Annotated in this window: 27 protein-coding genes; 17 read left to right on the top strand and 10 right to left on the bottom strand. The window is 68.1% G+C overall.

The window, feature by feature from the left end; translation table 11 throughout:
* Positions 1-101 precede the first annotated feature (101 nt).
* Positions 102-1,385 carry a YibE/F family protein gene (locus EV651_RS01990; protein WP_133781310.1) on the bottom strand — a complete coding sequence of 428 codons (1,284 nt, stop codon included), beginning with the start codon at positions 1,383-1,385 and terminating at the stop codon, positions 102-104.
* Between the two features lie 51 nt (positions 1,386-1,436).
* Between EV651_RS01990 and EV651_RS01985 the strand changes: the two genes are divergently transcribed.
* From EV651_RS01985 to EV651_RS01955, 7 genes are all read left to right on the top strand, one after another.
* Positions 1,437-2,381, top strand: a complete 945-nt coding sequence (locus EV651_RS01985) for a metal ABC transporter substrate-binding protein (RefSeq protein WP_238156595.1) — start codon at positions 1,437-1,439, stop codon at positions 2,379-2,381.
* Positions 2,381-3,136 (top strand): metal ABC transporter ATP-binding protein, encoded by a 756-nt coding sequence (locus tag EV651_RS01980; RefSeq protein ID WP_133781306.1) that lies wholly within the window; start codon positions 2,381-2,383, stop codon positions 3,134-3,136. The genes EV651_RS01985 and EV651_RS01980 overlap by 1 nt, the downstream gene beginning before the upstream one ends.
* Positions 3,133-4,137, top strand: coding sequence for a metal ABC transporter permease (locus tag EV651_RS01975; RefSeq protein ID WP_133781304.1), 1,005 nt, complete (start codon positions 3,133-3,135; stop codon positions 4,135-4,137). Before EV651_RS01980 ends, EV651_RS01975 begins: the two co-directional genes overlap by 4 nt.
* 75 nt (positions 4,138-4,212) lie before the next feature.
* Entirely contained in the window at positions 4,213-4,608 is a 396-nt protein-coding gene (locus tag EV651_RS01970; RefSeq protein WP_238156594.1) for a Fur family transcriptional regulator, read from the top strand.
* Positions 4,609-4,658: 50 nt separating this feature from the next.
* Entirely contained in the window at positions 4,659-5,138 is a 480-nt protein-coding gene (locus EV651_RS01965; protein WP_133781300.1) for a MerR family transcriptional regulator, read from the top strand.
* A 71-nt stretch (positions 5,139-5,209) separates the two neighbouring features.
* On the top strand, positions 5,210-6,184 hold the full coding sequence (locus tag EV651_RS01960) for an aldo/keto reductase (RefSeq protein WP_202870118.1): 975 nt from the start codon (positions 5,210-5,212) through the stop codon (positions 6,182-6,184).
* A gap of 84 nt (positions 6,185-6,268) precedes the next feature.
* Entirely contained in the window at positions 6,269-6,763 is a 495-nt protein-coding gene (locus EV651_RS01955) for a GNAT family N-acetyltransferase (RefSeq protein ID WP_133781296.1), read from the top strand.
* On the opposite strand, the gene EV651_RS01950 is transcribed toward EV651_RS01955, so the two are convergent.
* Entirely contained in the window at positions 6,749-7,699 is a 951-nt protein-coding gene (locus EV651_RS01950) for a sigma-70 family RNA polymerase sigma factor (protein ID WP_133781294.1), read from the bottom strand. The genes EV651_RS01955 and EV651_RS01950 overlap by 15 nt on opposite strands.
* 148 nt (positions 7,700-7,847) lie before the next feature.
* On the opposite strand from EV651_RS01950, the gene EV651_RS01945 reads away from it, so the two are divergent.
* Complete coding sequence (locus EV651_RS01945) at positions 7,848-9,227, top strand: MFS transporter (RefSeq protein WP_133781292.1); 1,380 nt, start codon at positions 7,848-7,850, stop codon at positions 9,225-9,227.
* Here EV651_RS01945 and EV651_RS01940 read toward each other — a convergent pair.
* Positions 9,178-10,272 carry an S-(hydroxymethyl)mycothiol dehydrogenase gene (locus EV651_RS01940; protein WP_133781290.1) on the bottom strand — a complete coding sequence of 365 codons (1,095 nt, stop codon included), beginning with the start codon at positions 10,270-10,272 and terminating at the stop codon, positions 9,178-9,180. The two genes, EV651_RS01945 and EV651_RS01940, sit on opposite strands and share 50 nt — an antisense overlap.
* Positions 10,273-10,534: 262 nt before the next feature.
* Here EV651_RS01940 and EV651_RS01935 point away from each other — a divergent pair, with 262 nt between their 5' ends.
* The 4 genes from EV651_RS01935 to EV651_RS01920 are packed head-to-tail and all read left to right on the top strand — an operon-like array spanning position 10,535 to position 14,206.
* Complete coding sequence (locus EV651_RS01935) at positions 10,535-11,428, top strand: ABC transporter ATP-binding protein (RefSeq protein WP_133781288.1); 894 nt, start codon at positions 10,535-10,537, stop codon at positions 11,426-11,428.
* Positions 11,428-12,240, top strand: coding sequence for an ABC transporter permease (locus EV651_RS01930; protein WP_133781286.1), 813 nt, complete (start codon positions 11,428-11,430; stop codon positions 12,238-12,240). Before EV651_RS01935 ends, EV651_RS01930 begins: the two co-directional genes overlap by 1 nt.
* On the top strand, positions 12,240-13,568 hold the full coding sequence (locus tag EV651_RS01925) for a sensor histidine kinase (RefSeq protein WP_238156593.1): 1,329 nt from the start codon (positions 12,240-12,242) through the stop codon (positions 13,566-13,568). The genes EV651_RS01930 and EV651_RS01925 overlap by 1 nt, the downstream gene beginning before the upstream one ends.
* Positions 13,565-14,206: a response regulator transcription factor gene (locus tag EV651_RS01920; RefSeq protein ID WP_133781284.1), complete on the top strand. Its 642-nt coding sequence runs from the start codon at positions 13,565-13,567 to the stop codon at positions 14,204-14,206. The genes EV651_RS01925 and EV651_RS01920 overlap by 4 nt, the downstream gene beginning before the upstream one ends.
* Here the strand turns inward: EV651_RS01920 and EV651_RS01915 are convergent.
* Positions 14,203-14,847 carry a hypothetical protein gene (locus EV651_RS01915; RefSeq protein WP_133781282.1) on the bottom strand — a complete coding sequence of 215 codons (645 nt, stop codon included), beginning with the start codon at positions 14,845-14,847 and terminating at the stop codon, positions 14,203-14,205. The genes EV651_RS01920 and EV651_RS01915 overlap by 4 nt on opposite strands.
* A 41-nt stretch (positions 14,848-14,888) precedes the next feature.
* Positions 14,889-15,743, bottom strand: coding sequence for an isoprenyl transferase (locus tag EV651_RS01910; protein WP_305000109.1), 855 nt, complete (start codon positions 15,741-15,743; stop codon positions 14,889-14,891).
* Positions 15,744-16,100: 357 nt separating this feature from the next.
* On the opposite strand from EV651_RS01910, the gene EV651_RS01905 reads away from it, so the two are divergent.
* The 5 genes from EV651_RS01905 (at position 16,101) to EV651_RS01885 (ending at position 19,262) form a co-directional block, all read left to right on the top strand.
* Entirely contained in the window at positions 16,101-16,712 is a 612-nt protein-coding gene (locus EV651_RS01905; protein WP_133781280.1) for a hypothetical protein, read from the top strand.
* The gene (locus EV651_RS01900; RefSeq protein ID WP_133781278.1) at positions 16,706-17,686 is read left to right on the top strand and encodes a hypothetical protein; all 981 of its coding nucleotides are present in this window, start codon (positions 16,706-16,708) and stop codon (positions 17,684-17,686) included. Before EV651_RS01905 ends, EV651_RS01900 begins: the two co-directional genes overlap by 7 nt.
* A 92-nt stretch (positions 17,687-17,778) precedes the next feature.
* The gene (locus tag EV651_RS01895) at positions 17,779-18,180 is read left to right on the top strand and encodes a hypothetical protein (RefSeq protein WP_133781276.1); all 402 of its coding nucleotides are present in this window, start codon (positions 17,779-17,781) and stop codon (positions 18,178-18,180) included.
* A gap of 5 nt (positions 18,181-18,185) precedes the next feature.
* Complete coding sequence (locus tag EV651_RS01890; protein ID WP_166658462.1) at positions 18,186-18,953, top strand: PIN domain-containing protein; 768 nt, start codon at positions 18,186-18,188, stop codon at positions 18,951-18,953.
* A gap of 63 nt (positions 18,954-19,016) precedes the next feature.
* Positions 19,017-19,262, top strand: coding sequence for a hypothetical protein (locus tag EV651_RS01885; RefSeq protein ID WP_133781272.1), 246 nt, complete (start codon positions 19,017-19,019; stop codon positions 19,260-19,262).
* Between the two features lie 243 nt (positions 19,263-19,505).
* Here EV651_RS01885 and recO read toward each other — a convergent pair whose 3' ends face one another.
* The 5 genes from recO to EV651_RS01860 all read right to left on the bottom strand — a co-directional run bounded on the left by recO (position 19,506) and on the right by EV651_RS01860 (position 25,531).
* Positions 19,506-20,249, bottom strand: coding sequence for a DNA repair protein RecO (recO, locus tag EV651_RS01880; protein ID WP_133781270.1), 744 nt, complete (start codon positions 20,247-20,249; stop codon positions 19,506-19,508).
* Positions 20,250-20,261: 12 nt separating this feature from the next.
* Positions 20,262-21,083, bottom strand: a complete 822-nt coding sequence (locus EV651_RS01875; protein ID WP_133781268.1) for an SDR family oxidoreductase — start codon at positions 21,081-21,083, stop codon at positions 20,262-20,264.
* The gene (locus tag EV651_RS01870; protein ID WP_133781266.1) at positions 21,080-22,069 is read right to left on the bottom strand and encodes an aldo/keto reductase; all 990 of its coding nucleotides are present in this window, start codon (positions 22,067-22,069) and stop codon (positions 21,080-21,082) included. The genes EV651_RS01875 and EV651_RS01870 overlap by 4 nt, the downstream gene beginning before the upstream one ends.
* Positions 22,070-22,149: 80 nt before the next feature.
* Positions 22,150-23,607, bottom strand: a complete 1,458-nt coding sequence (locus EV651_RS01865) for a GNAT family N-acetyltransferase (RefSeq protein WP_133781264.1) — start codon at positions 23,605-23,607, stop codon at positions 22,150-22,152.
* A 58-nt stretch (positions 23,608-23,665) separates the two neighbouring features.
* Positions 23,666-25,531 carry an ABC transporter substrate-binding protein gene (locus EV651_RS01860; RefSeq protein WP_133781262.1) on the bottom strand — a complete coding sequence of 622 codons (1,866 nt, stop codon included), beginning with the start codon at positions 25,529-25,531 and terminating at the stop codon, positions 23,666-23,668.
* Positions 25,532-25,581 lie beyond the last annotated feature (50 nt).

The following is a 25,581-nucleotide window of genomic DNA, read 5'->3' as shown; positions in this document are numbered from 1 at the left end:
CTCACCCCGTTAGATCGCCGAAGGTAGTCGTTGACGGACTCTCCGTGACCTAATTCGCACTGTAGAAGCTGGAGCGCTCGGGCGGAAGGGCTGATTTTCGGTCAGAGCCGTTCGGCGTCGGCGACCAGTTCGCGGGAGCGGTCCGCGACTGCCATCGCGGCCAGCGCGGTGGTGAGCGGGACGGCGGCGATGATCCCGAGGCTGCCGATCAGGCCGCGGACGACCTCCATCGCGACCGACTCGGTGGAGAGCACGGACAGCGTGGGCAGGTCCTGGATCGCGAACACGATCAGCACCGGCATCGCGGCACCGGCGTACGCGAGAACCAGCGTGTTGACCACCGAAGCGACGTGGGTCCGGCCGATCCGCAGGCCTGCGGACATCAGTTCACGCCGGCTCGCCGCGGGGTTGGCGGCGGACAACTCCCACACGGCGGCCGCCTGCGTGACCGTGACGTCGTCGAGGACCCCCAACGCGCCGATCACCATGCCTGCCACCAGCAGACCCGTCAGGTCGAGGTTGGGCGCGAACGACTTGGCCGCGGACGCACCCTCGGCGGCCAGCCCGCTCAACTGCGAGAACTTGGCGAAGAACCAGCCGAGCAGCACGGTCAGCCCGAGCGCGGCGATCGTCCCGGCCAGCGCGATCGACGACTCCGCGTTGATCCCGTGCGTGAGGAACACCGCGATCGTCATGATCACGGCACCGCCGACGACGGCGACCACCAGCGGATTCGAGCCCTTCAGGATCGCCGGCAGGATGAACTGGGTGAGCATCACGGCGGTCACCGCCAGCGCGATCAGGGCCGCGAACCCCCGCCACCGGGACAGCGCGACAACAGCGATCGCGAAGATCACCGCGAGGATCAGCAGCGGTTTCGACCGGTCGTGGTCGACGTACTGGTAGCGCTGATCGAGCGGCGCGCCGTCCTGGATGCCGAGCATCACCGACTGACCGGCCTTGATCGCGAACGCGGTCTGGCCGGCGCTCGGCACCTCGACCGGCACCGCCTTCCCCTTGTCCGGACCGTTCCTCAACTTGACCGTGGCCAGCTCGCACTTGTCCTTCGGGTCCGGGCACGCCTTGATCGCGGTGACCTCGCCGCGGGCAGTGCTGGTCTGGTACGAGTCGACCTTCACTCCCCCGCCCGGCCAGAGCGCGATCATCAGCACCACGGCCGCGGTGATCAGCGGGATCAGGATCGCGGCGACGACGATCCGGACGCGGCGGGCGACGACCGCGTCGGAGTTCACCACCGAGGTGTCGACCACGTGGTCGCCGTGACCGTGCCCGTGCCCATGACCGTGGCCCTGCGGAATATCGAGTGTCCGTCGGCGGTTGCCCTTGTGGTCGGCACGTCGTCGCCCGACGTTGCGGCTGGCCATCGTGAACTCCCTGTTTTGACAATCAGTTCCAATTAAATGAAAATGATTGTCATGAGATCTGGTCTTCGAGCTGTCCTTGCCGGCGCCACTGCCCTGGCCGCTCTCACCCTGGCCGGGTGCGGTGGCTCTGACAACAGTGGCAACGGCGGCGGCAAGCTCGACGTCGTCGCTTCGTTCTACCCGCTCGAGTTCATCGCCCGCACAGTGGGGGGCGATGCGGTGGACGTGACCACGCTGACAGCGCCCGGTGTCGAACCGCACGACCTCGAGCTGACCCCAAAGCAGGTCGGCGAGATCGCGGAGGCGAAGCTGGTCGTCTTCGAGAAGGAGCTGCAGCCGGCCGTCGACGAGGCCGTCGAGCAGAACGCGAAGGACGCCGGATTCGACATCACCCCGGCCGCCCAGCTGGAGGCGACCGGCGCGAACTTCGAGGAGCACGAGGACGGTGCCGAGAAGGCCGCCCACAAGGACGGTGCCCTCGACCCGCACTTCTGGCTCGACCCGGTGCGATACGCCGCGGTCGTCAAGGCGGTCGAGGACAAGCTCGTGAGCCTCGACAGCGCCAACGCCGCCGGGTACCAGGAGCGGGCGAAGGCGCTGCTCGACCAGATCGGCAAGCTCGACACGGCGTACAAGACCGGTCTGGCGACGTGCAAGCTGAAGACGTTCGTGACCAGCCACGAGGCGTTCGCGTACCTCGCCAAGCGATACGGTCTGACGATGGTCGGGATCGCCGGGTTCACGCCGGACGCGGAGCCGGCACCGGCCCGCATCAAGGAGGTCCAGGACATCGTGAAGGCCCAGCACGTGACGACCATCTTCTACGAGGAGCTGGTCAGTCCGAAGGTGGCCGAGACGATCGCGAAGGACGTCGGCGTCAAGACCGCCGTACTGAGCCCGATCGAGGGCCTGTCGGACGCGAACTCCAAGGAAACGTACCTGACCTTGATGCAGGAGAACCTGCAAGAGCTCCAGAAGGCGAACGGCTGCTCCTGATGTCCGAGAACGACTCCGCCAGGGCCGTCCAGGTCGACGATCTGTCCGTCGATCTGGGCGGCCGGCTGGTGCTTCGGGGTATCGACCTGCGGATCCGCCAGGGTGAGGTGGTTGCCGTGCTCGGCACCAACGGCTCCGGCAAGTCCACGCTGATCAAGACCGTCGTCGGGCTGCTCCCGGCGGCACGTGGCGAGGTCAGGTTGTTCGGGACGCCGGTCCCGCGGTTCCGCGAATGGCGGCGGATCGGGTACGTGCCGCAGCGCATCACCGCGGCCGGCGGCGTACCGGCGACCGTGTACGAGGTGGTGTCGTCCGGTCTGCTCTCGAAGCGGCGGATGTTCGCCCCGCTCGGTGCCGCCGGCAAGCAGGCGATAGAGGACGCGCTCGAGGTCGTCGACATGGCCGACCGGCGGAAGGATGCGGTCGCCGAGCTGTCCGGCGGGCAGCAGCAGCGGGTGCTGATCGCGCGGGCCCTGGTGTCCGACCCCGAACTGCTGATCCTCGACGAGCCGACGGCCGGCGTCGACCTGGCCAGCCAGCAGATCTTCGCCGACGCGATCCGGGAGCGGGTCGCCCGCGGCACGACCGTGGTGATGGTGAGCCACGACCTCGGCCCGATGGACGCCCTGATCGACCGCTCGGTCGTGATGCGCCGCGGCCGCATCGTGTACGACGGGCCGCCGCACGCCTCCCAGACCCACGCCCACGTCCACCACTCCCACACCGACGACGACCCCGGGTGGCTGACCTCATGACGATGTTCCAACTCGAGTTCATGCAGCGGGCCCTCATCGCAGGGCTGCTCACAGGGCTGTCGGCGCCCGCGATCGGGACGTACCTGGTCCAGCGGCGGCTGTCGTTGATGGGTGACGGGATCGGCCACATCGCGATCACCGGTGTGGCGCTCGGTCTGCTCACCGGTAGCGCTCCGGTGCTGACCGCCATCATTGTCTCGATCGCCGGCGCGACCGCCATCGAGCTGGTCCGCGCCCGCGGCAAGGCCACTGGCGACGTGGCGCTCGCCCTCCTGTTCTACGGCGGTATCGCAGGCGGCGTGCTGCTCATCGGCCTCGCAGGTCAAGGCGCAGCCACGCTGAACACGTACCTGTTCGGTTCACTCACCACGGTCTCCCAGAGCGATTTGTACGTCGTCGTCGGCCTCGCTGTCGCCGTACTGGTCGTAGCGATCGGTCTGGGCCCGCAGCTGTTCGCGGTGTGCCAAGACGAGGAGTTCGCCCGTACGACGGGACTCCGGGTCCAGCTGCTCAACCTGGTGATCGCTGTGATGGCTGCGGTCACTGTGACGGTCGCGATGCGCACGGTGGGACTGCTTCTGGTCAGTGCGCTCATGGTCGTCCCGGTGGCGACAGCGCAGCAGGTGACTCGATCGTTCCGCAGTACGTTCATCACCGCGTGTGTCATCGGTGTGCTGGCGTGTCTGGCCGGCATCGTCACGTCGTACAACGCGAACGTGGCACCGGGTGCGACCATCGTCGTACTGGCGCTGGCCGGGTTCGTGGTGGCTGCGACAGTCGGGACGCTGTTGCGTCGGCGGGCCGGTCGGGCACGTCCGCTGGCGGATGAGGAGCCAGAGGTCGGCGTACCGGCGCCGGAGCCGCATGTGGTGAGTGCCGGGCACCCGCACGCGCACAACCCGGTCTGTGGCCACAAGAAGGTCGAGCACGGGGACCATGTCGACTACGTACACGACGGTCACCTGCACGCGGCGCACGGGGATCACTGGGACGAGCACTGATGCAGCACTGGGACGAGCACTGGGTTGCTGGGTTCTGAGAGACTGGAGGGCGGTAGAGAGATGTCAGGAGGAACGGTGGCTATCGGAACACGCTCGACCCGTCAACGCGCGGCGGTCGCGCTCGCGCTCGACAAGATCGACGACTTCCGGACAGCCCAGGAGATCCACCAGGAGCTCCGGTCCGCCGGTGAGGCCGTCGGTCTGACCACCGTCTACCGGACCCTGCAGGCGCTCGCGGACTCCCGCGAGGTCGACGTACTGCGCACCGCCGACGGCGAAACGGCGTACCGGCGCTGCTCGAAGGGTCACCACCACCACCTGGTCTGCCGCAGCTGCGGCCGGACCGTCGAGGTCGAGGGCCCCGCCGTCGAGCGCTGGGCCGACAAGGTCGCGGCCGAGCACGGCTACGCGGACATCAGCCACACCCTGGAAATCTTCGGCACCTGCGCCGAATGCCAGAAGGTCGAGTGACGTAGGTCACCTTTGCCTTTGAGCGCGCTCCAAGGCATACGGTCGTAGACATGAACGCGACCGAACTGCTCGCCACGGACCGCCGGGCTGCCATCGCGGCACACCACCCGGAGCTGGAGCCGATCGATCCGGACCTGCTGTGCCTGCTCGAGCTGCCGGACGATCTGCCCGAACAGCTGTCGATCGCCGAGGCGTCCGAGCTCACCGGCCTGACCGCGCACACCCTGCGGTACTACGAGCGCATCGGCTTGGTCGACGTACGGCGGGACACCACCGGGTACCGCAGCTACGACCGGCGGGCGATGGCGCGGATCGTGTTCATCAGCAGGCTGCGTGCCTCCGGCATGCCGATCGGCACGATCAGCCACTACCTGGAGCTGGTGCTCGAGGGCGACCACACCGCACCCCAGCGGCTCGCCCTGATGCAGGAGCACCGTGACCGGATCCAGCGGCAGCTGCGCGATCTGCAGCTCGCCCTCGCGGTGACCGACTACAAGATCACCGTGTACGGCGGCACCGCCGCCCCGTAACCAACCGTTCAGCTCAGCCGACCGTTGCGCACGTTCGGCCGGCGGAGCCATGCCTTCTGATGGGAGAAATCATGAAACTGGGTAGCCAAGGCGCCGAAGTCAGCCGGCTCGGACTCGGCTGTATGGGGATGAGCTTCGCGTACGGCGCAGCCGACGACAACGAGTCGGCCGCGACGCTGCACCGGGCGCTCGACCTCGGCATCACGTTCCTCGACACCGCCGACATGTACGGGTTCGGCGCCAACGAGGAGCTTGTCGGCAGCACCATCGCCGACCGGCGCGACGAGGTGTTCCTCGCGACCAAGTTCGGCATCACCGGCGACCCGCGGGACCCGGCGGTGCGCAGAGTGAACGGTTCGCCGGAGTACGTCCGGTCCGCGATCGACGCGTCGCTCCAGCGGCTCGGCGTCGACCACGTCGACCTCTACTACCAGCACCGGATGGATCCCGGCGTACCTGTCGAGGAGACCGTCGGGGCGATGGCGTCGCTGGTGGAGGCCGGGAAGGTGCGGTACCTCGGGCTGTCCGAGGCGTCGGCGGAGACGATCCGGCGGGCGCACGCCGTACATCCGATCACCGCTGTGCAGAGCGAGTGGTCACTGTTCAGCCGGGACATCGAGGAGTCGGTGCTTCCGGCCTGCCGCGAGCTCGGCATCGGGATCGTGCCGTACTCGCCGCTCGGACGCGGCATGCTCACCGGCGCCCTGCCCAGGGAGCTCCCGGCCGACGACTTCCGCCGTACCCTCCCCCGCTTCACCGGCGACAACCTGGAGGCGAACCTCGCGCTGGTCGAAGAGATCCGCGCGGTGGCCGCACGGTACGACGCGACACCCGGGCAGGTCGCACTCGCCTGGGTGCTTGCGCAGGGCAACGATGTCGCGCCGATCCCGGGGACGAAGCGGCGCAAGTACCTGGAGGAGAACTTCGGGGCGCTCGACGTCGCACTGGCCGCCGCCGACGTCGAGGCGCTGTCGAAGCTCACGCCGGTCGGCAACCGCTACCCGGACATGAGCTGGGTCGCCGGGCAGACCGCTCCACAGGACTGATAAGCTGACCGCAGTAAGCCTTCCGTACCGGACTCTCCGGCGGGAGGCTTTTCTGCGTTCTAGAACAAGTTTCTGAGGAGACCCATGTCTGATCTCGTGGTGCGCCGTGTCCAGCCGTCCGACCGGCCGGTGATGGAGCGGCTCTGGCTGATGTTCCGCCACGACATGTCCGAGTTCCAGGGCCAGCTCCCGCGTCCCGACGGCAGCTTCCGCACCGAATGGCTGGAGAACGTCCTCACCGGCGATCCGGAATGGGCCGGGTACCTGATCGCACTCGGCGAGAACCCGGTCGGCTTCTGCTTCATGCGGGCGCTGCAGCAGCCGGTGCACGTGCTGAACGCGTTCTTCATGGTGCGTCCGGTACGTCGCAGCGGGCTCGGGCTGCGCGCGGTCCAGGAAGTGCTGTCGCATCACCCCGGTCCGTGCGACGTCGCGTTCCAGGCGAACAACGAGAAGGCGGTCAGGTTCTGGCAGCGGGTCGCGACCGAGGTCTCCGGCGACGTGTGGACCCAGGAGGCCCGTCCGGTCGCCGGCAAGCCGGACGCGACCCCCGATCTGTGGATCTCATTCAAGGTCTGAAAGGTCTGACGGCAGGCCGAAGTACGCGAAGAGGTCCTGGCCGAAGAAGACCACGTTGTGCGTGATGCCGGCCTTGGCGACGGTGAACACCTGCAGGCTGTGCGCGTGGAAACGACCGTCGTCCCCGCGCACGTAGGCGCCGATGGCCGGCTGGTCGTTGGCGACCGTCGGCACCATTCGCCAGGCCGGGCCGCGCATCGCGTACACGCGGGCCATGAACTCGCCGTACGCATCGCGGCCGACGTACCAGAGCGGGGCCGGCGGCATCTCGAGGACGACCTGGTCGGTGAGCAGCCGGGTCAGGCCGTCGACGTCGGCGGCCTCGAACGCCCGCATGTAGTCCTCGATGACGGACTTGACCTCTTTGTCGGAGGGCTCGTCGACGTCGTCCTCGGTGATGTCCATCTCGGCGAGCTTGGCCCGGGCCCGCTGCAGCGCGCTGTTCACGCTCGCGGACGTCGTCTCCAGCGCGGCGGCGATGTCCGCGACCGGCCAGTCGAGAACGTCTCGCAGTACCAGGACCGCGCGCTGCCGGGCGGGCAGGTACTGCATGGCGGCGATCAGGGCCAGCCGCAGGCTCCCCTGCACGACCATGGCCGCCGCGGGATCGGTCGGGAACGGCTGCAGCCATGGCACGTCCGTCGACAGCTCGATCGGTGCCTGGGCGTCCTCGGTCGCACTCACCAGCCCCGAGGGGAGCGCGCGGCGGCCTCTGCCTTTGAGCGCGGTCAGGCAGGCGTTCGTGGCGATCCGGTACAGCCACGTCCGCAGCGAGGCCCGCTGCTCGTCGTACGTGTCGGACGCCCGCCACGCCCGCAGCAGGGTCTCCTGCACCAGGTCTTCCGCGTCGTGAATCGATCCGAGCATGCGATAGCAGTGCACCAGCAGCTCGTGCCGGTACGGCTCGGCCCTCCGGTCGAAGTCGTCACGGTCCATCGAGGTCAGCCTCCCACAGTCCGGTTGCGGGAGTACGTACTGCGCAACCGCCGGAAAATCATCGGTCCGCCGCCGATGAATCCGGCCGACGCGCCAGGTATACACCCACGTCCCGTCACCAACGTCCTGTGCGGACGAGGAGAACCTGATGACTGCTGTAACGACCGATCGCGCTGTGGATGCCGGCACCCGGCGCGGACTGATGCTCGCCGTTCTGCTGCTCGGCCAGTTCATGGCGCTGCTCGACACGTCCATCGTGAACGTCGCGATGCCTGCCATCGGCTCCGGCTTCCACGCCTCCGGCGCCTGGCTGCAACTGGTGGTCGGCGGCTACCTGGTGGCGTACGCGATGACGCTGATCACCGGCGCCCGGCTCGGCGACCTCTTCGGCCGCCGCCGGATGTACCTGACCGGAGCGATCCTCTTCACGCTCGCGTCGCTCGCCTGCGGGCTCGCGCCCGCGGTCCTTCCGCTGGTGCTCTTCCGGTTCGTCCAGGGCGCCGCCGCGGCGATCATGGTGCCGCAGATCATGAGCCTCATCCAGGCCCATTTCGCCGGACCGGCCCGCGCCAAGGCGCTGTCGGCGTACGGCGTGACGCTGTCCGCCGGCCAGATCGCCGGGCTGATCGCAGGCGGCCTTTTGGTCGGCGCGAACCTTCTCGGCTCCGGCTGGCGCCCGGTGTTCCTGGTCAACGTCCCGGTCGGCATCTGCCTGGCGATCCTGGTGCCGCGGTCGATCCCGGCGGACCGGCCCACCGCAACGCGTCGTCTCGACGTGACCGGGCTGGCGTTGTCGACCTGCGCCGTACTGCTGATGGTGCTGCCCGCGGTGGTCGGGCACGAGCTCGGGTGGCCGCTGTGGACCTTCGGCTGCATCGCCGCGGGCGTGGTTGTCGCGGCGGTGTTCGTCCGGTTCGAGCGCCGTACGGCCGACCCGCTGCTCAACCTCGAGGTCCTGCGCGCCCGCGGGTTGCCGGCCGGTCTTCTGACGATGGTGTGCATGCTGCTGGCGATGGGTGGGTTCCTGTTCGCCTTCACCCTTCATCTGCAGAGCGAGCTCGGTGAATCAGCCATGCGGGCCGGGCTGACCTGGCTCCCGTTCGCCGTCACCTTCGGTCTGGTCGGCTATTTCTGGCGCCTGGTCCCGAGTCGGCTGCACCACCTCGTCGTACCGGTCGGACTCGCGCTCTGCACCCTCGGCTACGCGGGCATCGGGTCGTTCCAGTGGCCTGCGCTGCTCCTGGCCGGAGCCGGCATGGGTCTGTCCGCAAGCCCGCTCGTCACCCAGTCCCTGGCGCACGTCCCGCTGCCGCGCGCGGCCGACGCGAGCGGCATCCTCACCACCGCCATGCAGCTGAGCCAGGTCGGCGGCGTCACGGTCTTCGGAACCCTGTACCTGTCGACGCACTCGTTCCCGGCCACGAGCCGGGCGATCGCCCTGGCGGCGGCGATCGGCATCCTCGCCGCCGGGTTCCTCGCTAGAACAGGACGACCGACCGCAGGACGTCGCCGTGGTGCATCTTCGTGAACGCGTCCTCGACGTCCTCGAGCGCGATCGTCTCGGACACGAAACGGTCCAAGGGCAGGCGGCCTTGGAGGTGGAGGTCGATCAGCATCGGGAAGTCGCGAGACGGGAGGCAGTCGCCGTACCAGCTGGACTTCAGCGAGCCGCCGCGGCCGAAGAAGTCCAGGAGGGGCATGTCGAGGCGCATGTCCGGCGTCGGTACGCCGACCAGCACCACGGTGCCGGCCAGGTCGCGCGCGTAGAACGCCTGCTTCCAGGTCTCGGGACGACCGACGGCGTCGATCACCACATCGGCGCCGAACCCGCCGGTCAGCTCCTGCACTGCCGCGACGACCCCCTCGTGGTCGAGCCCCTTCGAGTTGATCGTGTGCGTCGCGCCGAGCTCTTGCGCGGTGGTGAGTTTGCGCTCGTCGAGGTCGATCGCGATCACCTTCGCCGCTCCCGCGAGACGTGCTCCGACCACAGCCGCCGTACCGACACCGCCCGAGCCGATCACGGCGACGGTGTCCCCGCGGCCGACGTTGCCCGTGTTGAGCGCGGCGCCGAGGCCTGCCATCACGCCGCAGCCGAGCAGGCCCGCAACCTCGGGCTTGGCGGCGGGGTCGACCTTCGTGCACTGCCCGGCCGCGACCAGGGTCTTCTCCGCGAACGCTCCGATGCCGAGCGCGGGGCTCAGCTCGGTGCCGTCTTTCAGGGTCATCTTCTGCTGGGCGTTGTGCGTGTTGAAGCAGTACCAGGGGCGACCGCGCAGGCAGGCGCGGCAGTTCCCGCAGACGGCCCGCCAGTTCAGTACGACGAAGTCACCCGGCTGTACGTCGGTCACGCCGTCGCCGACCGACTCCACGATCCCCGCGGCCTCATGCCCTAAAAGAAAGGGAAAGTCGTCGTTGATCCCGCCCTCGCGGTAGTGCAGATCCGTGTGGCAGACGCCGCACGCCTGCACCTTCACGACCGCTTCGCCGGGACCTGGATCCGGGACAGTGATCTCCTCGATCGACACCGGCGCACCCTTGCCCGCCGCCACCACACCACGCACCGTCTGAGCCATTCCCCGAACCTAACCGCCCTGGCCTGCTTCCGTCAGCCCCCGGGCGTGTACGCCGCCCTCCCCCTTCCCCCGCATTTGGTGGGTTGGCGTCCGAGATGCAGGGTTTGCGCTCGAGATCCGGGACGCAAACCCTGCATCTGGGACGTAGACCCATCAGATGCGGGCGGGCGTGTCGGCGTACACCTCTGTCCACCGGTCGGGGGACAGGGAGTCCGTCGGGCGGTGCTCCCGGAGGACGGTGGTGGGCCGCGAGAGTTGAGGCATGGAGAACGACAACGCAGTGAGGGTGCGCGGCCTCGTCAAGCGGTACCCGGACAAGGTCGCGGTCGACGGTGTCGATCTGGACATCCACCGGGGCGAGGTGTTCGCCCTGCTCGGCCCGAACGGAGCCGGCAAGACGACGACCACGGAGATCCTGGAGGGGTATCGCCGGGCCGACGAGGGAGAGGTCAGCGTGCTGGGCACGGACCCGGCGAACGGCGACCGCCGGTGGCGCAGCCGGCTCGGGATCGTGCTGCAGACCTCACGCGACGAGGCCGAGTCGACCGTCCTCGAGCTGGTCAGCCACTACGCCGGCTACTACCCGAACCCACGCGACCCGGAGGAGGTGATCGCCGCCGTCGGGCTCGAGGAGAAGCGCAAGACCCGACCGCGCAAGCTGTCCGGCGGTCAGCGCCGCCGGCTCGATGTGGCGCTCGGCGTGATCGGCAACCCGGAACTGCTGTTCCTGGACGAGCCAACGACCGGGTTCGACCCCGAGGCGCGCCGGCAGTTCTGGACCCTGATCGAGAACCTGCGGACCAACGGTACGACGATCCTGCTGACCACCCACTACCTGGACGAGGCCGAGCACCTCGCCGACCGGGTCGGGGTGATCGCCGACGGCCGGATGATCGAGATCGGTACGCCGGAAACGCTCGGCGGACGTGGCGCCCGGACGGCACGGGTCTCCTGGAGCGACGCCGACGGCCCGCACGAGCTGCGCACCGACCGGCCGACCGCCGAGGTCGCGGCGCTGATGCAGCGCTTCGACGGCGAAGTACCCGAGCTCGAGGTCCGCCGCCCGAGCCTGGAAGACATCTACCTGGAGCTGATCGGCAAGGCCAACGCCGCCTCCGCCGACGCCGCTGTCTCGATCGAAGCTGGAGCACTCTGATGGCCGACACCAAGCCTCTGCCGTCCACCCTTTCGGTGGGCCTGGCGCGGACCAAGCTCGAGGTCCGCGAGTTCTTCCGTGAGAAGGAGGCGCTGATCTTCACCTTCTTCTTCCCGATCATCTTCCTCGGCATCTTCTCCGCCGTCTTCGGCAACACCGACTTCAACGGCGTCAACGCCGCGACTTACTTCACCCCCGGGATGATCGCCTCCGGCATCTTCCTGAGCAGCTTCCAGTCGCTCGCGATCAGCATCGCGCTCGAGCGCGACGAGGGCCTGCTCAAGCGGCTGCGCGGTACGCCGATGCCCCCGCAGGCGTACTTCATCGGCAAGATCGGCCAGGTCCTGGTCACCTCGGTCGCCCAGTTCGCGCTGCTGCTGGTGATCGCCGGGCTGGTGCTCGGGGTGGACATTCCGAGCGAGCCGTCGAAGTGGCTGGACTTCGCCTGGATCTTCATCCTCGGCGCGGCGTCCGGGTCGGTGCTGGGGATCGCGTTCAGCGTCGTACCGAAGTCCGGCAAGGCCGCGTCCGCGGTGATCACGCCGATCGTGCTGCTGCTGCAGTTCATGTCCGGTGTGTACTTCGTCTACAGCAGCCTGCCTGCCTGGATGCGTGACGTCGCCTCGGTCTTCCCGCTCAAGTGGCTCGCCCAGGGGATGCGGTCGGTGTTCCTGCCGGACGGGTTCCAGGTGAACGAGCCGGGCGGTTCCTGGCAGCTCGGCACCGGCGCGATCGTGCTCACCGCCTGGCTGATCGTCGGCCTGTTCCTCGCCCAGCGGGTGTTCCGCTGGACCCGCCGGGACGCGGGCTGATGGACCAGCTCACCGGTACGGCGTCCTCCTTTCCGGAGCGGCGTCGTACCGAGGTGTCACCGGCGTGGACCGGTCCTCGGGTGTGGATCCTGGTGTGGAGGAAGATGGGGTCCGTGCAGAGCTCTCGCGGTGGCGCCGGACAGCCCGTGTGGACACGGACGCTGATCGGTTGGCACGTCGTGTTCTGGGTGCTGCTCGGGATGACGCTGGCGCTGTCGTTCCTGGGGAACCTCGGGGCGGTACGGCAGGCGCTGTTCGCCGGCACAGTTGTTGTTCTCGGGGCGGCGTACCAGTTGATCGGGCTGCACGCGATCCGGTCCCGGCGGGCGCTCCCGTCGTACGCCTATCGGCTGGTGCTGATCGCCTGCCTGATGGTGCTGATCGGGATCTATCCGCAGTCGGTGTTCCTGATGTTCATCGCGTCGGCGCAGATCTGGCTGCTGTGCGAGGACATTCGCGAAGGGATCGGGCTCAGTCTGCTGCTGGTGCTCGGCGTCGGTACGGCGCAGTTGTGGAGCGCCGGGTGGGGCTGGGAGCCGTTCTGGCAGATCCTGCCGTGGATGCTGGTCAGTCTCGTGGTCAGTCTGCTGTTCGGGATCTGGATCGAGAAGGTGATCACCCAGAGCCAGCAGCGTGCCGAGCTGATCGAGCAGCTCGAGTCGGCGCGCGACGAGCTCGCCGAGGCGCACCACAGCGCCGGGGTGATGGCCGAGCGGGAGCGGATGGCGCGGGAGATCCACGACACGCTCGCGCAGGGGATGACTTCGATCGTGATGCTCGCGCAGGCCGCCGCCGTCGAACTTTCCCGGGGCGGAGCTGACGGCGCAGCAGCCCGGCTCGCGGCAATCGAGGACACTGCGCGGGAGAACCTGGCCGAGGCGCGTGCGTTGGTTGCCGCGTTCACCCCGGTTGCGTTGTCGGAGGCAACATTGACCGAGGTACTGCGTCGGCAGGCGGAGCGGTTCGCGGCCGAGACCGGTGTCGACGTACAGGTGTCGCTGGACCTGCCGGACGACGAGGTGGCGGCGTTGCCGCAGGTACAGCAGGTGGTGTTGCTCCGGTCGGCTCAGGAGGCGTTGGCCAACGTACGTAAGCATGCGGCGGCCACGCAGGTGCTGATCACGCTGGGGTTGTCGGACGGTCGGGTGTGGATCGAGATCCGCGACGACGGGACCGGATTCACGCCGGGTTCGGTGTCGGGCGGCTTCGGGCTCAACGCGATGCGCGGCCGGGTCGAGGAGTCCGGCGGCACCGTCGAAGTGGAAAGTACGCCCGGCCGAGGTACCCGGGTCCAGGTCCTGATTCCGGCCGTACAGGAGGATGTGTGATTCGGGTTCTGGTGGTCGACGATCACCCGGTGGTGCGCTCAGGGCTGAGCGGGATGCTGTCGGTGACCGACGACATCGAGGTGGTCGGCGAGGCCGGCGACGGAGCCGAGGCGCTCGCGCTGGTGGAGTCGACCAGGCCGGACGTCGTACTGATGGATCTGCGGATGCCCCGGATGGACGGGGTCGCTGCTACCGGGGCGATCGTGTCCGGGTACGCGTCGACGCGGGTACTGGTGCTGACGACGTACGACACCGACACGGAGATCCTGCACGCGGTCGAGGCCGGCGCTGCGGGATATCTGCTGAAGGACACGCCGCATGCCGACCTGCTGAACGGGATCCGGGCCGCCGCCCGCGGTGAGACGGTGCTCGCCCCGCCGGTCGCGGCGCGGCTGATGTCACGTCTTCGTACGCCGGCCGCACCCGCCGCCGCGCACCCCTCGCCGCGCGAGCTCGAGGTGCTGGCCGCCGTTGCCCGCGGTCTCAGCAACGCGGAGATCGGACGCGAACTGTTCATCGGCGAGGCCACGGTCAAGACCCATCTCCAGCGCCTCTTCGCCAAACTCGACGTCGACGACCGCACCCGAGCCGTCACCGTCGCGATCGAACGCGGCCTACTCCCCTCCCCCGGGCGCTAGCGCTCGACGCTGCTGCTCTGGGCCTTCCCATCCAGCCTGTGGCGCAGGTCGTGCTGGAAGCTGCTCTCCGTGTGCTGGGCCGACGCGGGCCTGGGCGTCGTACCTGCCTGCACGTTCTTCGCCAGATCCTCAGCCGCCTTCTGCGCGGCCGTGGCCGCATCCCTGGCCGCGTCAGCCGCGCCGATCGCCTGATCGGTCGCCTTCGCGACATCGGCTTTCCTGGATCCGACTGGACCGCGTACCTCGCGCACTCTGTCCTGCGCGCCCGAGAGCTCCCTTCCCAGCTTGTTACTCGTCGACGTGATCTCGTCCGCGAGCTGTCCGCTCCGGATCGCGGGTGGGTCCTGCTCGAATCGGGACACGATCGTCCGCGCCGCCTCGATCCGCGCCACGGCCTCCGCGACACCCTCCTCGGCCTTGTCGACGATCGCCTTGACGCCGCGAACGTTTGCCAGCTGGCCCTTCGGCCCGTCGTACTCCGTCATGCGGTCGAGCGCGTCGGCGTGCTCCATGGCGTTCTTGAGCTGCTCGCCGCTGCCGCGCAGGTCGTCGCGCAGCCTGGCCAGGTCCTGCCACGGTTCCTGGAGCTTCGGCTGCCGCGGGGTCTCCTCCGGCGCGCTTCCACTCCCGTTGACTGTCACAACCAGCGTAGACGCGACCGAGCCCGTGCCCGGTTCCCGGATCAGTTGCCCTGTGCCCGCAATTCTCCGTCGGCGACCTCGTTCGGGATCGCGCCGCCGTACCGCCGATCGCGCTGCGCGTAGATCTCGATCGCCCGCCACAGGTCACGACGGTCGAAGTCCGGCCAGAGCGTGTCCAGGAACACCATCTCGGCGTACGCCAGCTGCCAGACCAGGAAGTTGCTCGTCCGCTGCTCCCCGGACGACCGCACGAACAGGTCGACCTCGGGGATGTCGGGCGCGTAGAGATGCCGGGCGATCGTCTTCTCGGTGATCCGGTCCGGCTTGAGCTTGCCGGCGGCAACCTCGTGCGCGATCGACCGCATCGCGTCGGCGATCTCCGCCTGACCGCCGTAGTTCACGCAGAACTGCAAGGTGATGGTGTCGTTGTCCTTGGTCCGCTCCTGCGCGTACTCCAGCTCGTCGATCACGCTCTTCCACAACCGCGGCCGCCGCCCCGACCACACCACCCGGACCCCCATCGCGTCCAGCTCGTCGCGCCGCCGATGGATCACCTCACGGTTGAACCCCATCAGGAACCGCACCTCTTCGGGCGACCGGGCCCAGTTCTCGGTCGAGAACGCGTACGCCGAGATGTACTTCACCCCGATCTCGATACCGCCCTTGATCACGTCCAGCAACGAAGCCTCACCGGCCTTGTGCCCCTCGGTCCGCGCCAGCCCCCGCTGCTTGGCCCACCGCCCGTTCCCGTCCATCACAATCGCCACATGCCGCGGCACCAACTCCTTCGGCACCACCGGCACCCGAGCCCCCGAAGGATGCGGCTCAGGCGCCACCACCACCTTCTGCTCCCCCCGCCCAACAACCCCCCGACCCCGACGACGACCAATAGGCATACCCCGCAGTCTCCCACCCCTCTCCTCCACCCCCACCTCACGCCCCCACCACCCACTGCGGCACCCCGCGACCTACTGCCGTACGCCGCTCAGCTGCTCACACGCCCGTCCCTCCCCACCAGACCCGCCGCTGCGTCCCCACTCATGCCTTCGCCGGACCGTTTTGTGCACCGAATCCGCATCCCCGGCCCCGCGCCCTACGGACTAGATGCACAAAGCCGCCCTCCTCAACCACCCAGCCCGCCCGCTCACCCACCGTCCTTGCAACAACCTGCAACCTGTGGACAACCCAACCCGCCGAACACCCTCCGTATGCCACCCTTACACCAACAGCACACAAGAACGGAGCCCCACCCCATGCCCCGCCGACCGCTACTCGCCGCCGTCGCCACGCTCAGCACCCTCACCCTGCTGACCGCCTGCAACGGCTCCCCCGAAGCCGGCCGGCCAAACACAACCCCCACCTCAACGACCCCCACCCCGACCCCGACGCCAACGGCACCCTCCACCCCGGCGTGGACCACGGAGGAGCAGGCAGCGATCACCGCCGCCAAATCGCGCTACGTCGCGGCGCGAGCTGCCATTGACACGGCGCTCAACAATCCGCCTGCCGCGTCCAGAGAAAAGCTGCTGCAGGCCGGCACCGGAGGCAAGTGGCTCGTCGAGGTGCTGACGAACGTGCAGTTCAATCTGGACCGCGGCTGGTACGCGGACGGAAAAGCCAGCGTGGAGGGAGTCTCCGTGGCATCGGTCACGCTCAGGGCCGAGCAGCCGGAGGTGCGTCTGAATGCCTGCCTGGACAGTTCGAAGATCTCCCTGCGCTACCAGGCAACGCGCAAGCCCGTACCTGTCGGCCCCGGATCCGGGAAGCGACACAAGGTACAAGCCCAAGTGGTCTACACCGCGTTAACCGGCCAGTCCAAGAAGATGTGGTTCTTGATTGATGAAACGGACCTAGGTTCATGCTGAGGCGCGTCATCACTCTTGCGTTAACGAATCTCGCGCTGATCTCAGCGGGACTTGCGGTGCATGCATGGGCAAACCCGATGCCGCCCAAACCCGACGGCGACTACGTCCCCGTCTGTGACGCTTATCACTACTGCACCTGGGTGCTGCGGTCGGTTGCTGAGGATACGGAAACAACAACGAAGCCAGGCGAGAAGCCCGCCAAGTCGACCATAAGGACGCCGGAAACGGTCTGCATGGACGGCGGTGCGGCACGCTCCTGTACGTCGCACCTCGGCAATTGGTCGAACAGCCATCAGTGCTATCTAGGGAGGCTCGATCCACAGCCGCCGAAGAGCGACCCCTCATGGGAAGGCCACACTGACGGCGCTATCTGGACCTGTGTTCGCGAGCAGGGGATCCGGTTCGTGACGCGATGGATCTGGTTGCCCGGTCGGCCCGACACAGTCGTGGTCGACCCGGTGACGCTGGTCTACGAGGCAATTGGGGAGATGCGCCTTGCGCCGCCGCTGATCAAGACAGCACCGGGACCTGGCCAGATCGGTTTGGTGAATATGCCGGTTTGGTTGTGGGTGACGAAGACGGAGAACACGTGGGGGCCGATCGTTCGAAGTGCGAGCGTGCCGGGCTTGGCTGTGACGGTGACCGCTCAGGTCAAGGCGATCAACTGGTCGATGGGCGACGGTAAGACGGTTCGGTGTGAAGGGCCGGGGACGCCGTACGACCAATCGATGGGCGTGAAGGCCTCCCCTACCTGCGGGCACCGATACATCAAGACCTCCCGCAAGCTCCCGAACTGCAAATACCCGGTCACCGCCGTCGCGCAGTGGGACATCACCTGGCAGAGCACCCTTGGCGACACCGGCCAGATCGCTATGACTCAACAAGCCGCGACCCAACTGCGTATTGGCGAGGCAGTACCGGTGCTCGTCGATCCAGATGGTGGCGAGGCGACGGTTGCCGATTCAGGGTGCTGACGGCGCGAGACCGCCGTACGGCGATGCTGCCGTTGTCCATGGGGTTACGCAGAGTACGGAGCTGGGACCCACGCGGCGGTTAGGATTTGGGTATGGCTGGGCCGACGACTGATGCGCGGATCTATCTGCTGGACGAGGACGATCGGCGGATCGTGCCTGGTGGGCCTGCGGTGATCGGGCCGGATGGTACGCGAGAAGAGATTCCGCCGGCGGTGTACCGGTCAGTGCAGCATGTGCTCGAGGCAATGCGGGCCGGACAGGCGGTGAAGGTCGTACCGCTTCGCACCGAGTTGCCGGTCGACGAGGCAGCCGATGCGATCGCCGTCGGGCGCGACGTACTCCGCAAACACGTCGCCCGAGGTGACATTCCGTTCCGGTCCTCCGAGTACGTCGATTGGGTTCACCTCGCTGACGTCATCAACTGGGACAACGCGCGCCGCGAACGCAGGAGAGCGATTCTCGACGAGATGCTCGCGGACGACGAGGAGGAATAGGCCGCGTGACCGAGTCGGCGTATTCGCCCAACTCCGGGGTGCCCGAGCGGGCATTCCTCGACGCGAACGTGATTCGTGGGCAGCAGACCACCGACGTTCTCCTGTCGTTGGCCGACAATGATGTCTTCGAGCCCCGCTGGACTCAGCACGTGATCGACGAGATGCGCCGCAACAGGCCGCCTGGATTGTCGGAGAAGGCGATCGACCGGCGGATCGGGATGATGAACGGCGCCTTCGAGGATGCGATGACCGAGGCTCCGCCGCAGGAGCTGCAGGATCAGATGCAGGCGGATCCGAAGGACAAGCACGTTCTGGCGGGAGCCGTCCACAGCGGGTCGCAGGTGCTGGTCACCGACAACCTCAAGGATTTCAATCCACCGTCGACCGGGCCGAATGCGATGCGGGTCGAGGGTCTCAACCAGTTCCTCAACCGCAAGCTCGACGAGGACCCGCAGCGAGTTCAGCAAGGCCTGCAGAAGATGCTGGACCGGAGCCGGCGGGAACCGAAGACGATGGCGGCGTTGATCGACACGATGGCTGAGGGGCAGGAGCTTCGGGGGTTTGCTCAGAAGCTCAACACCGTGGTGCCGCCCGAGCAGCGTGGGACGTCTCCGGTATTGACAGCGAACCAGCGAGGATCCGCGCAGTACGCCGCGTTCGAGGGCGTGGCGGGGCCTGGCAAGCCTCAGGCTCCGGCTGCGGCTCCCGAGGCGCGGAAGACAGGCGATTCGAAGTCGGCCGAGCGGGCGAAGGGCGCCGAACAGGACATGTAACCAGCTTGCTCCTGCGGCCAGTTCGAAAGCAGGCGGTATTGGGTTCCTCGCTCGTTGTCCACAATGGCCGAAGATCTGGCGTCGTGCGGGATGTGGGCGACTAGTATTTTGCGCCTGTTTCGGCCTGAGATGGACTCGCGGATCTACCTGCTGGACGAGGACGACCGGAGCACCGCGCCTGACGGTCCGGCGGTGATCGGGCCTGATGGACAGCGGGACGACATTCCGCCGCTGGTCTATCGGGCGATCCAGCATGTCCTCGAGGCGATGCGTTCGGCGGGAGCCGAAGACGATGGCGGCGTTGATTGACACGATGGCTGAGGGGCAGGAGCTTCGGCGGTTTGCTCAGAGCTCAACACCGTGGTGCCGCCCGAGGAGCGTGGGACTTCTCCGGTATTGACGGCGAACCAGCGAGGATCCGCGCAGTACGCGGCGTTCGAGGGCGTGGCTGGGCCCGGTACGCCGAAGACGCGTCGACCGCTCCGGAGGCGCGGAAGAGCGATAGCTCGAGAGGCGCTGAGAAGGCGAAAGGCACCGAGCAGGACAAGTGAGTCAGCTTGCTCCGGATGTTAGGTCCAGGTGGGGTAGGGAGCGGAGTTGGTTTTCTTGGTGGTAGGTGAAGAAGGCGGCTATCAGGCCGGTGGATTCTCGGCGGGTTCGGGGGTCGGCTTGGAGGGCGGTGGGCCAGTCTCCGGTGAGGAGGGCGGCCAGGTGGGTGACGGTGGCGAGGGACGGCATGGCTGAGGCGGGTGGGCGGCAGGTGGTGCAGACCATGCCGCCGGCGGCGGGGTTGAAGGCGCGGTGGGGGCCGGGTTCGCCGCAGCGGGCGCAGTCGTCGAAGGACGGGGCGTAGCCGGAGATCGCGAGTGAGCGGAGCAGGAACGAGTCGAGGACCAGGGCCGGTTCGCGTTCGCCGGTGGAGAGGACGCGCAGGGCGCCGGCCAGGAGCAGGTGCTGCTGGGTGGCGGGTTCCTTCTCCTCGACGACGAGGCGGTCGGCGGTCTCCAGGAGGACGGTGCCGGCGGTGTAGCGGGCGTAGTCGTTGACGATGCCCTCGCCGTACGCCGAGATCGACTCGGCCTGGGTGACGACGTCGAGGGTGCGGCCGGTGGCGAGCTGCAGGTCGACGTGGCTGAACGGCTCGAGCCGGGCGCCGAAGCGTGACGACGTACGGCGGACGCCCTTGGCGACCGCGCGGACCTTGCCGTTGGCGCGGGTCAGCAGCGTGGCGATCCGGTCCGCCTCACCCAGTTTCTGGGTGCGCAGCACGATCGCCTGATCCCGGTAGAGCGGCACGACGTCAGTGTCTCACCCGCGACCGACATACTCCTCGAGGCCGATCGGCTGACGCCCGGTGATGTCGGCGACAGCGGTCGAGACGTTGCCCAGCTCGCCGCTGGCGATGGCCGCGTACGACGTGACCCACCCGGCGACCTCCCACGGAGGGGCGCCGTACGACTCGCGGGACCGGTAGGCCTCGTCGAGCGTCTCGGCCTCGTACCGCACCTTGCGGCCCCAGGCCGCGGTCAACACCGCCGCCGCCTCGGCCAGTGTGAACGCGGACGGTCCGGTCAGGTCGTAGGTGGCGCCGTTGTGACCGGACTCCGTGAGCACCCGTGCGGCCACCGCGGCCACGTCGTCCCGCGCGACCGCGGCGACCCGCCCGTCCCCCGCCGGCCCGCGGATCACGCCGTCCGAACCCACGAACCCCGGGATGAAGTCGAGGTACATGTTGTCCCGCAGGAACGTGAAGTCGACACCGGTCGACCGGATGTGCTCCTCGGTGTGCCAGTGGTCCCGCGCGAACGTGAACGTCGCCCCCGGCGCCGCCCCGACGAACGACGTGTACACGATCCGCTGCACACCCGCCGCCACCGCCGCGTCGACCGTTGCCTTGTGCAACGCCACCCGATCCGCCGACTCCGATGCACTCAGCAACATCAGTACGTCGACCCCGTCGAACGCGGACAGCAACGCCGCGTGTTCGCCGTACGCCGCCTGCGCGACCGAGGCCCCCGGCACCGACGGAGCCCGCGCCGGATCCCGCACGATCAACCGCAGCGGTACGCCGGTCAACTGTGCGACGATCCGCGACCCGAGCTGTCCGGTCGAACCGGTGACGCCGATCACTTGCCCACCAGGTCCATCCCGCCCTGGGTGTACCGCTGCCCGGCCACCGCGTCGGGCGGGAACGCCTCGTCGAGCGCCGCCAGCTCAGAAGCCGACAACGTGACGTCCAGGGCGCCGAGGTTCTCCGCGAGATAGGTCCGCCGCTTCGTCCCCGGGATCGGCGCCACGTCATTGCCCTGCGCAAGCAACCAGGCGAGTGCCAGCTGCCCCGGCGTCACGCCCTTCGAGGCAGCCAGCGACTGCACCTGCGCGACCAGGTCCAGGTTCCGCTGGAAGTTCTCGCCCTGGAACCGCGGCAGCCCGCGCCGCATGTCGTCCTCGGGGAAGTCAGCCTCCGACTTGATCTGCCCGGTGAGGAATCCGCGCCCGAGCGGGCTGAACGGCACGAACCCGATCCCGAGCTCACGCAACGTCGGCAGGACGACGGTCTCCGGGTCCCGCGTCCACAGCGACCACTCGCTCTGGACGGCGGAGATCGGGTGTACGGCGTGGGCCGCGCGCACCGTCTCGCCGTTCACCTCGGACAGCCCGAGGTACCGCACCTTGCCGGCCTCCACCATCGAGGCCATCGCGCCGACCGTCTCCTCGATCGGCACCTGCGGGTCGCGGCGGTGCAGGTACCAGAGGTCGACGTGGTCCACGCCGAGGCGGCGCAGCGACGCATCGAGGGCCTCGCGCGCGTAGGCAGGCGAGCCGTCCACCACGGTCGGCAGCGCCGAGGCCGATGCGGGACGCTTGAAGCCGAACTTCGTCGCGAGCACCACCTGGTCGCGGCGGCCGGCCAGCGCACGGCCGACGAGCTTCTCGTTCTCGCCGTCGCCGTACACGTCGGCGGTGTCGATGAACGTGCAGCCCGCGTCGATGGCGGCGTGCAGCGTCGCGATGGACTCGGAGTCGTCGGCGCGTACGCCGTACGACTGGGACATCCCCATGCAGCCGAGGCCGAGGGCGGAAACGGTCAGGTCACCGAGCTGGGATTCACGCATACCCCGAACCTACCGCCGTACCTTCGCCAGCTCGAAAGACACCCCTGCTGTTAAAGGTGCCGAGCGAGCTGCCGGTCGAGTCACAGGTCCAGTTGGACTGGGGTGCTCGGCGGCCCCGACTCCAGCAGGCGGCGGAGCAGCACGGGCAGCTCCCGCGGGGCGAACCGTCCTTGGTGGGCCTCCAGCTCGGCGAGCGTCCACCACCGCATTTCGTGGACGTTCTCGGCGCGGAGCTCCTCGGCGGTCAATGAGCCGGCCGGAGTGAAGTGGTCCGTGCGGATCAGGAAGTAGTCGTTGAGGACGCCGTCGTACCCGGTTGCGTGGCCGTCGGCAACTACTTCCTGGTGCCAGAGGTGCTGCGGGTCGGCGAAGGCCCGCAGGCCGACCTCCTCGACCAGTTCGCGCCGCAGACCCTCGACCACGGTTTCGCCCGCCTCCAGGCCGCCGCCGGGTGTCGCCCACAGCGGCCCATCGGCAAACTCGAAGCGAACCAGCAGGATCCGGTCGTCCGGATCGAGGATCACACCGCGCGCTGCCGGGCGCAGGCTGGGCAGGCGGAGTTCCAGCTCGCGGTGCTCCTCGACCGCGCGGAAGCCGAAGCGGGTGTTGACCTTGCGCATCGGGGCGTTGGTCAGCGCCGTCCACGTGTGCAGGAAGCGTTGCGTCGTACGGTGTTTCGCCAGTTGCTCGAGGTTGGCGAGCTTCAAGAACGTGCCGAGGTTGTGCCCGCGATGCTCCCGCAGCACCAGCGTGTCGTCCTGCTGGGCGTTCTCGGCGTCGGCCCGCGGCAGATAGATCAGTGTGTAACCGGCCGGCTCATCGGCGAGAGTGTGCGCCATCGTCACGAGGGCGAGATAGTTCCGGTCGATCCGCGCCTCGCTCGCCTCGAGCTTCTCGACGGTCCACGGCACGACCTCGCGCGTCATGCCACCGGTCGGTACGTCGAGATCCATCGCGGTGTGCAGGTCGGCGTACGCCTGCTGATGTTCCGGCGGGCACAGCCCCGCCCACGACGTCAGCCGGTACCCGTCGAGCCGGCCCGCAGCAGAACGCAGCTCCTCCAGCCGCAGGTCGTCGTACGGCAGCGGTACGACGAGATGCTCCTCGACGTGCTCCACCTGGAACCCGAGCCGTTCCGCGAACGCCGCACCCGGCCACGGACTCGACGGTACGCCGAGCTCGATCTGGACGATCGTCCTCCCGAGTTGCGCCGATCGGGTCGTGGCCCACTGCCACAGCGCCGTACCGATCCCCCGCCGGCGATGCGCCGGCGGTACGTCGACCTCGACCTCCACCGTGTCGAGGTTGTCGGTCAGCCGGTACTCGAACAGCATCCCGCCGAGCACCCGGTCGTCCTCGAACGCGCCGACCGCGATCCGTTGCTTGAGCGGACCCGGGTTGCGCAGCGAGTACCCGAGCGCCTCGCGCCCGGTCACCAGCGCCGCCTCCCGGCCGGCGACCGCGCCGGCCCGGAAGGCGTCGTACCACTCGTCGAACAGGGCCAGGTCGGCCGGGTCGATCTCGCGAATGCTGATCACCCGGCCGACCCAACCAAACAATCGGGTCAGGACGCCAATCTTTAAAACAGACGCAGTTCTAGACCGGCGCGACCTTGCCCTGGTACATGTACATGATCACGAAGTTGTCCGCGTACGGCGCGTTCTTCAGGATCGGGTCGTCGTCGGCCGGGAACTTCGCCACCCGGGTGCCCTCGAGCGCGGGGTTGTTACCGTAGCGCTCCCACAGCGGGATGATCGGCAGCAGTTCGTTGAACGCCATCGCCGCGGTGGTGATGTTCTTCTTCTGCTCGTCCACGTTCAGGCCCTGCGCCGACTTGTCCACGACCTGCTGGAGGTCGATCGGACCGGCCGAGGTGGTCTGCTTCAGCGGGAAGTTCATGCCCTTGCCGCCGGAGTTCGCCGCGATCACGTAGTTGAACGTGTACAGGTCCTGGACGAACGCGAAGTACGGGTGCGGGTGGCTCGACGCGCCCCAGCCCTGGATGGCGATGTCGAACTTGCCGGCCAGGACGTCCGGGTTCAGCTGGGTGAAGGTGATACCCCGCTTGGTGATGTTGAAGCCGAACTTGTTCAGCTGGTCGGCCGCGTTGGTGGCGGCCGGGTTCCAGTCGGCGAACTCGGTCGGGAACTTGATGTCGTAGGCGGCCGGCTTGCCGTTCGGCAGCGTCCACTTGCCGCCGTTCTTCTTCCACCCGGCCGCGGTCAGCAGCGAGGTGGCCTTGGCCTCGTCCTTCTCGTAGGCCTGCAGCTTCTTCTGGTCGGCGTCCGAGACCCAGTCGGGCACGAGGATGTCGGAGAAGCCGGCCATGAACTTGCAGGGCTTGCCCGAGTCGCCGAGCGCGACGGTTCCGTTCTCGTTGCGGTCCAGGACGTAGGCGATCGCCTGCCGCACCCGGGCGTCGGCCAGCTCCGGGTGGGCGGTGTAGTTGAACACCAGCGCCGGGCCGGAGTACACCGGCGGCCGGAGGATCCGGAAACCGCTGGCCTTCAGGGTCTTCTCGGTGGCCACCGCGAAACCGTGGGTGGCGTAGTCGACGTCCTTGTTCAGCACGACCGGGGAGATGTCCGAGGTCTCACCGTTGTACAGCACGACCTTGGTGAAGCCGATCTTGTCGGCGAACAGGCCCTTGTCGTTCTTGACCAGCGACATCTGCGCGTTGGTCATGCTCTTCACGTCGAAGTTGAACGGGCCCGAGACGGGCGGGTTCTCCGGGCGGAACTTCTGGAAGTCGCCGTTCAGCTTCTTGCCCTCGGCGCTGTCCAGGCTGGTCTTGGCCTTCCGCAGGGCCTCGGCCTTGGTCGCCCACTCACCGTAGACCGAGTCCGGCAGGATCCCGGCGCGGAGGATGTAGCGCTCCAGCACGGTGGACGGCGTACCGATCGTGAACACCACCGTGGTGTCGTCCTTGGCGCTGACGTCGGACAGGAACGTCCAGTCCTGCTGGCGCAACAACCAGCGCAGGTTGAACGTCGCCACGACGTCCTTGGCGGTCACCGGCTTGTCGTCGCTCCATTTCAGCCCGGAGCGCAGCTTGAGGGTGTAGGTCTTGGTCGCCTCGTCCAGCGTGCCGGACTCGGCCATCATCCATTCCCACTTCTTGTCGGCCCAGTAGTACATGCCGGCGCTCGGGTAGACGAGGTCGAAGTACGGGCTGTTGCTGGCCTGGATGCCGTCGGTGACACCGGCAGCCAGGTTGAAGTGGCCCTTGGGCGGCAACTGGTACGGGTACGCCCCGTGGAACTCCTTGTTGCCGGACTTGCCGCTGTCACCCCCGCTGGCGTTCGGCTTGCTCGGCGAACACGCCGTCACAGACCCGATGCCGGCCACGCCGACACCGGCGATACCGAAGATCTGGAGCACGTGCCGGCGGGAAATCGCGTTGGTCAGGGCGCTCGCGCCCTTCCCGTTGGTGCCGGAATCGTTGGTGCCGGTGGGACTCATCCTTCGTCCTTTCTGGACTGACCACACACCTATGTGGGTCAGTTACTACT

The organism is Kribbella sp. VKM Ac-2571 (assembly GCF_004362255.1).
GTDB lineage: Bacteria > Actinomycetota > Actinomycetes > Propionibacteriales > Kribbellaceae > Kribbella > Kribbella pratensis.
The sequence above is the reverse complement of the archived record's forward strand: the minus strand, read 5'-3'. Positions and strand labels throughout refer to the sequence as shown.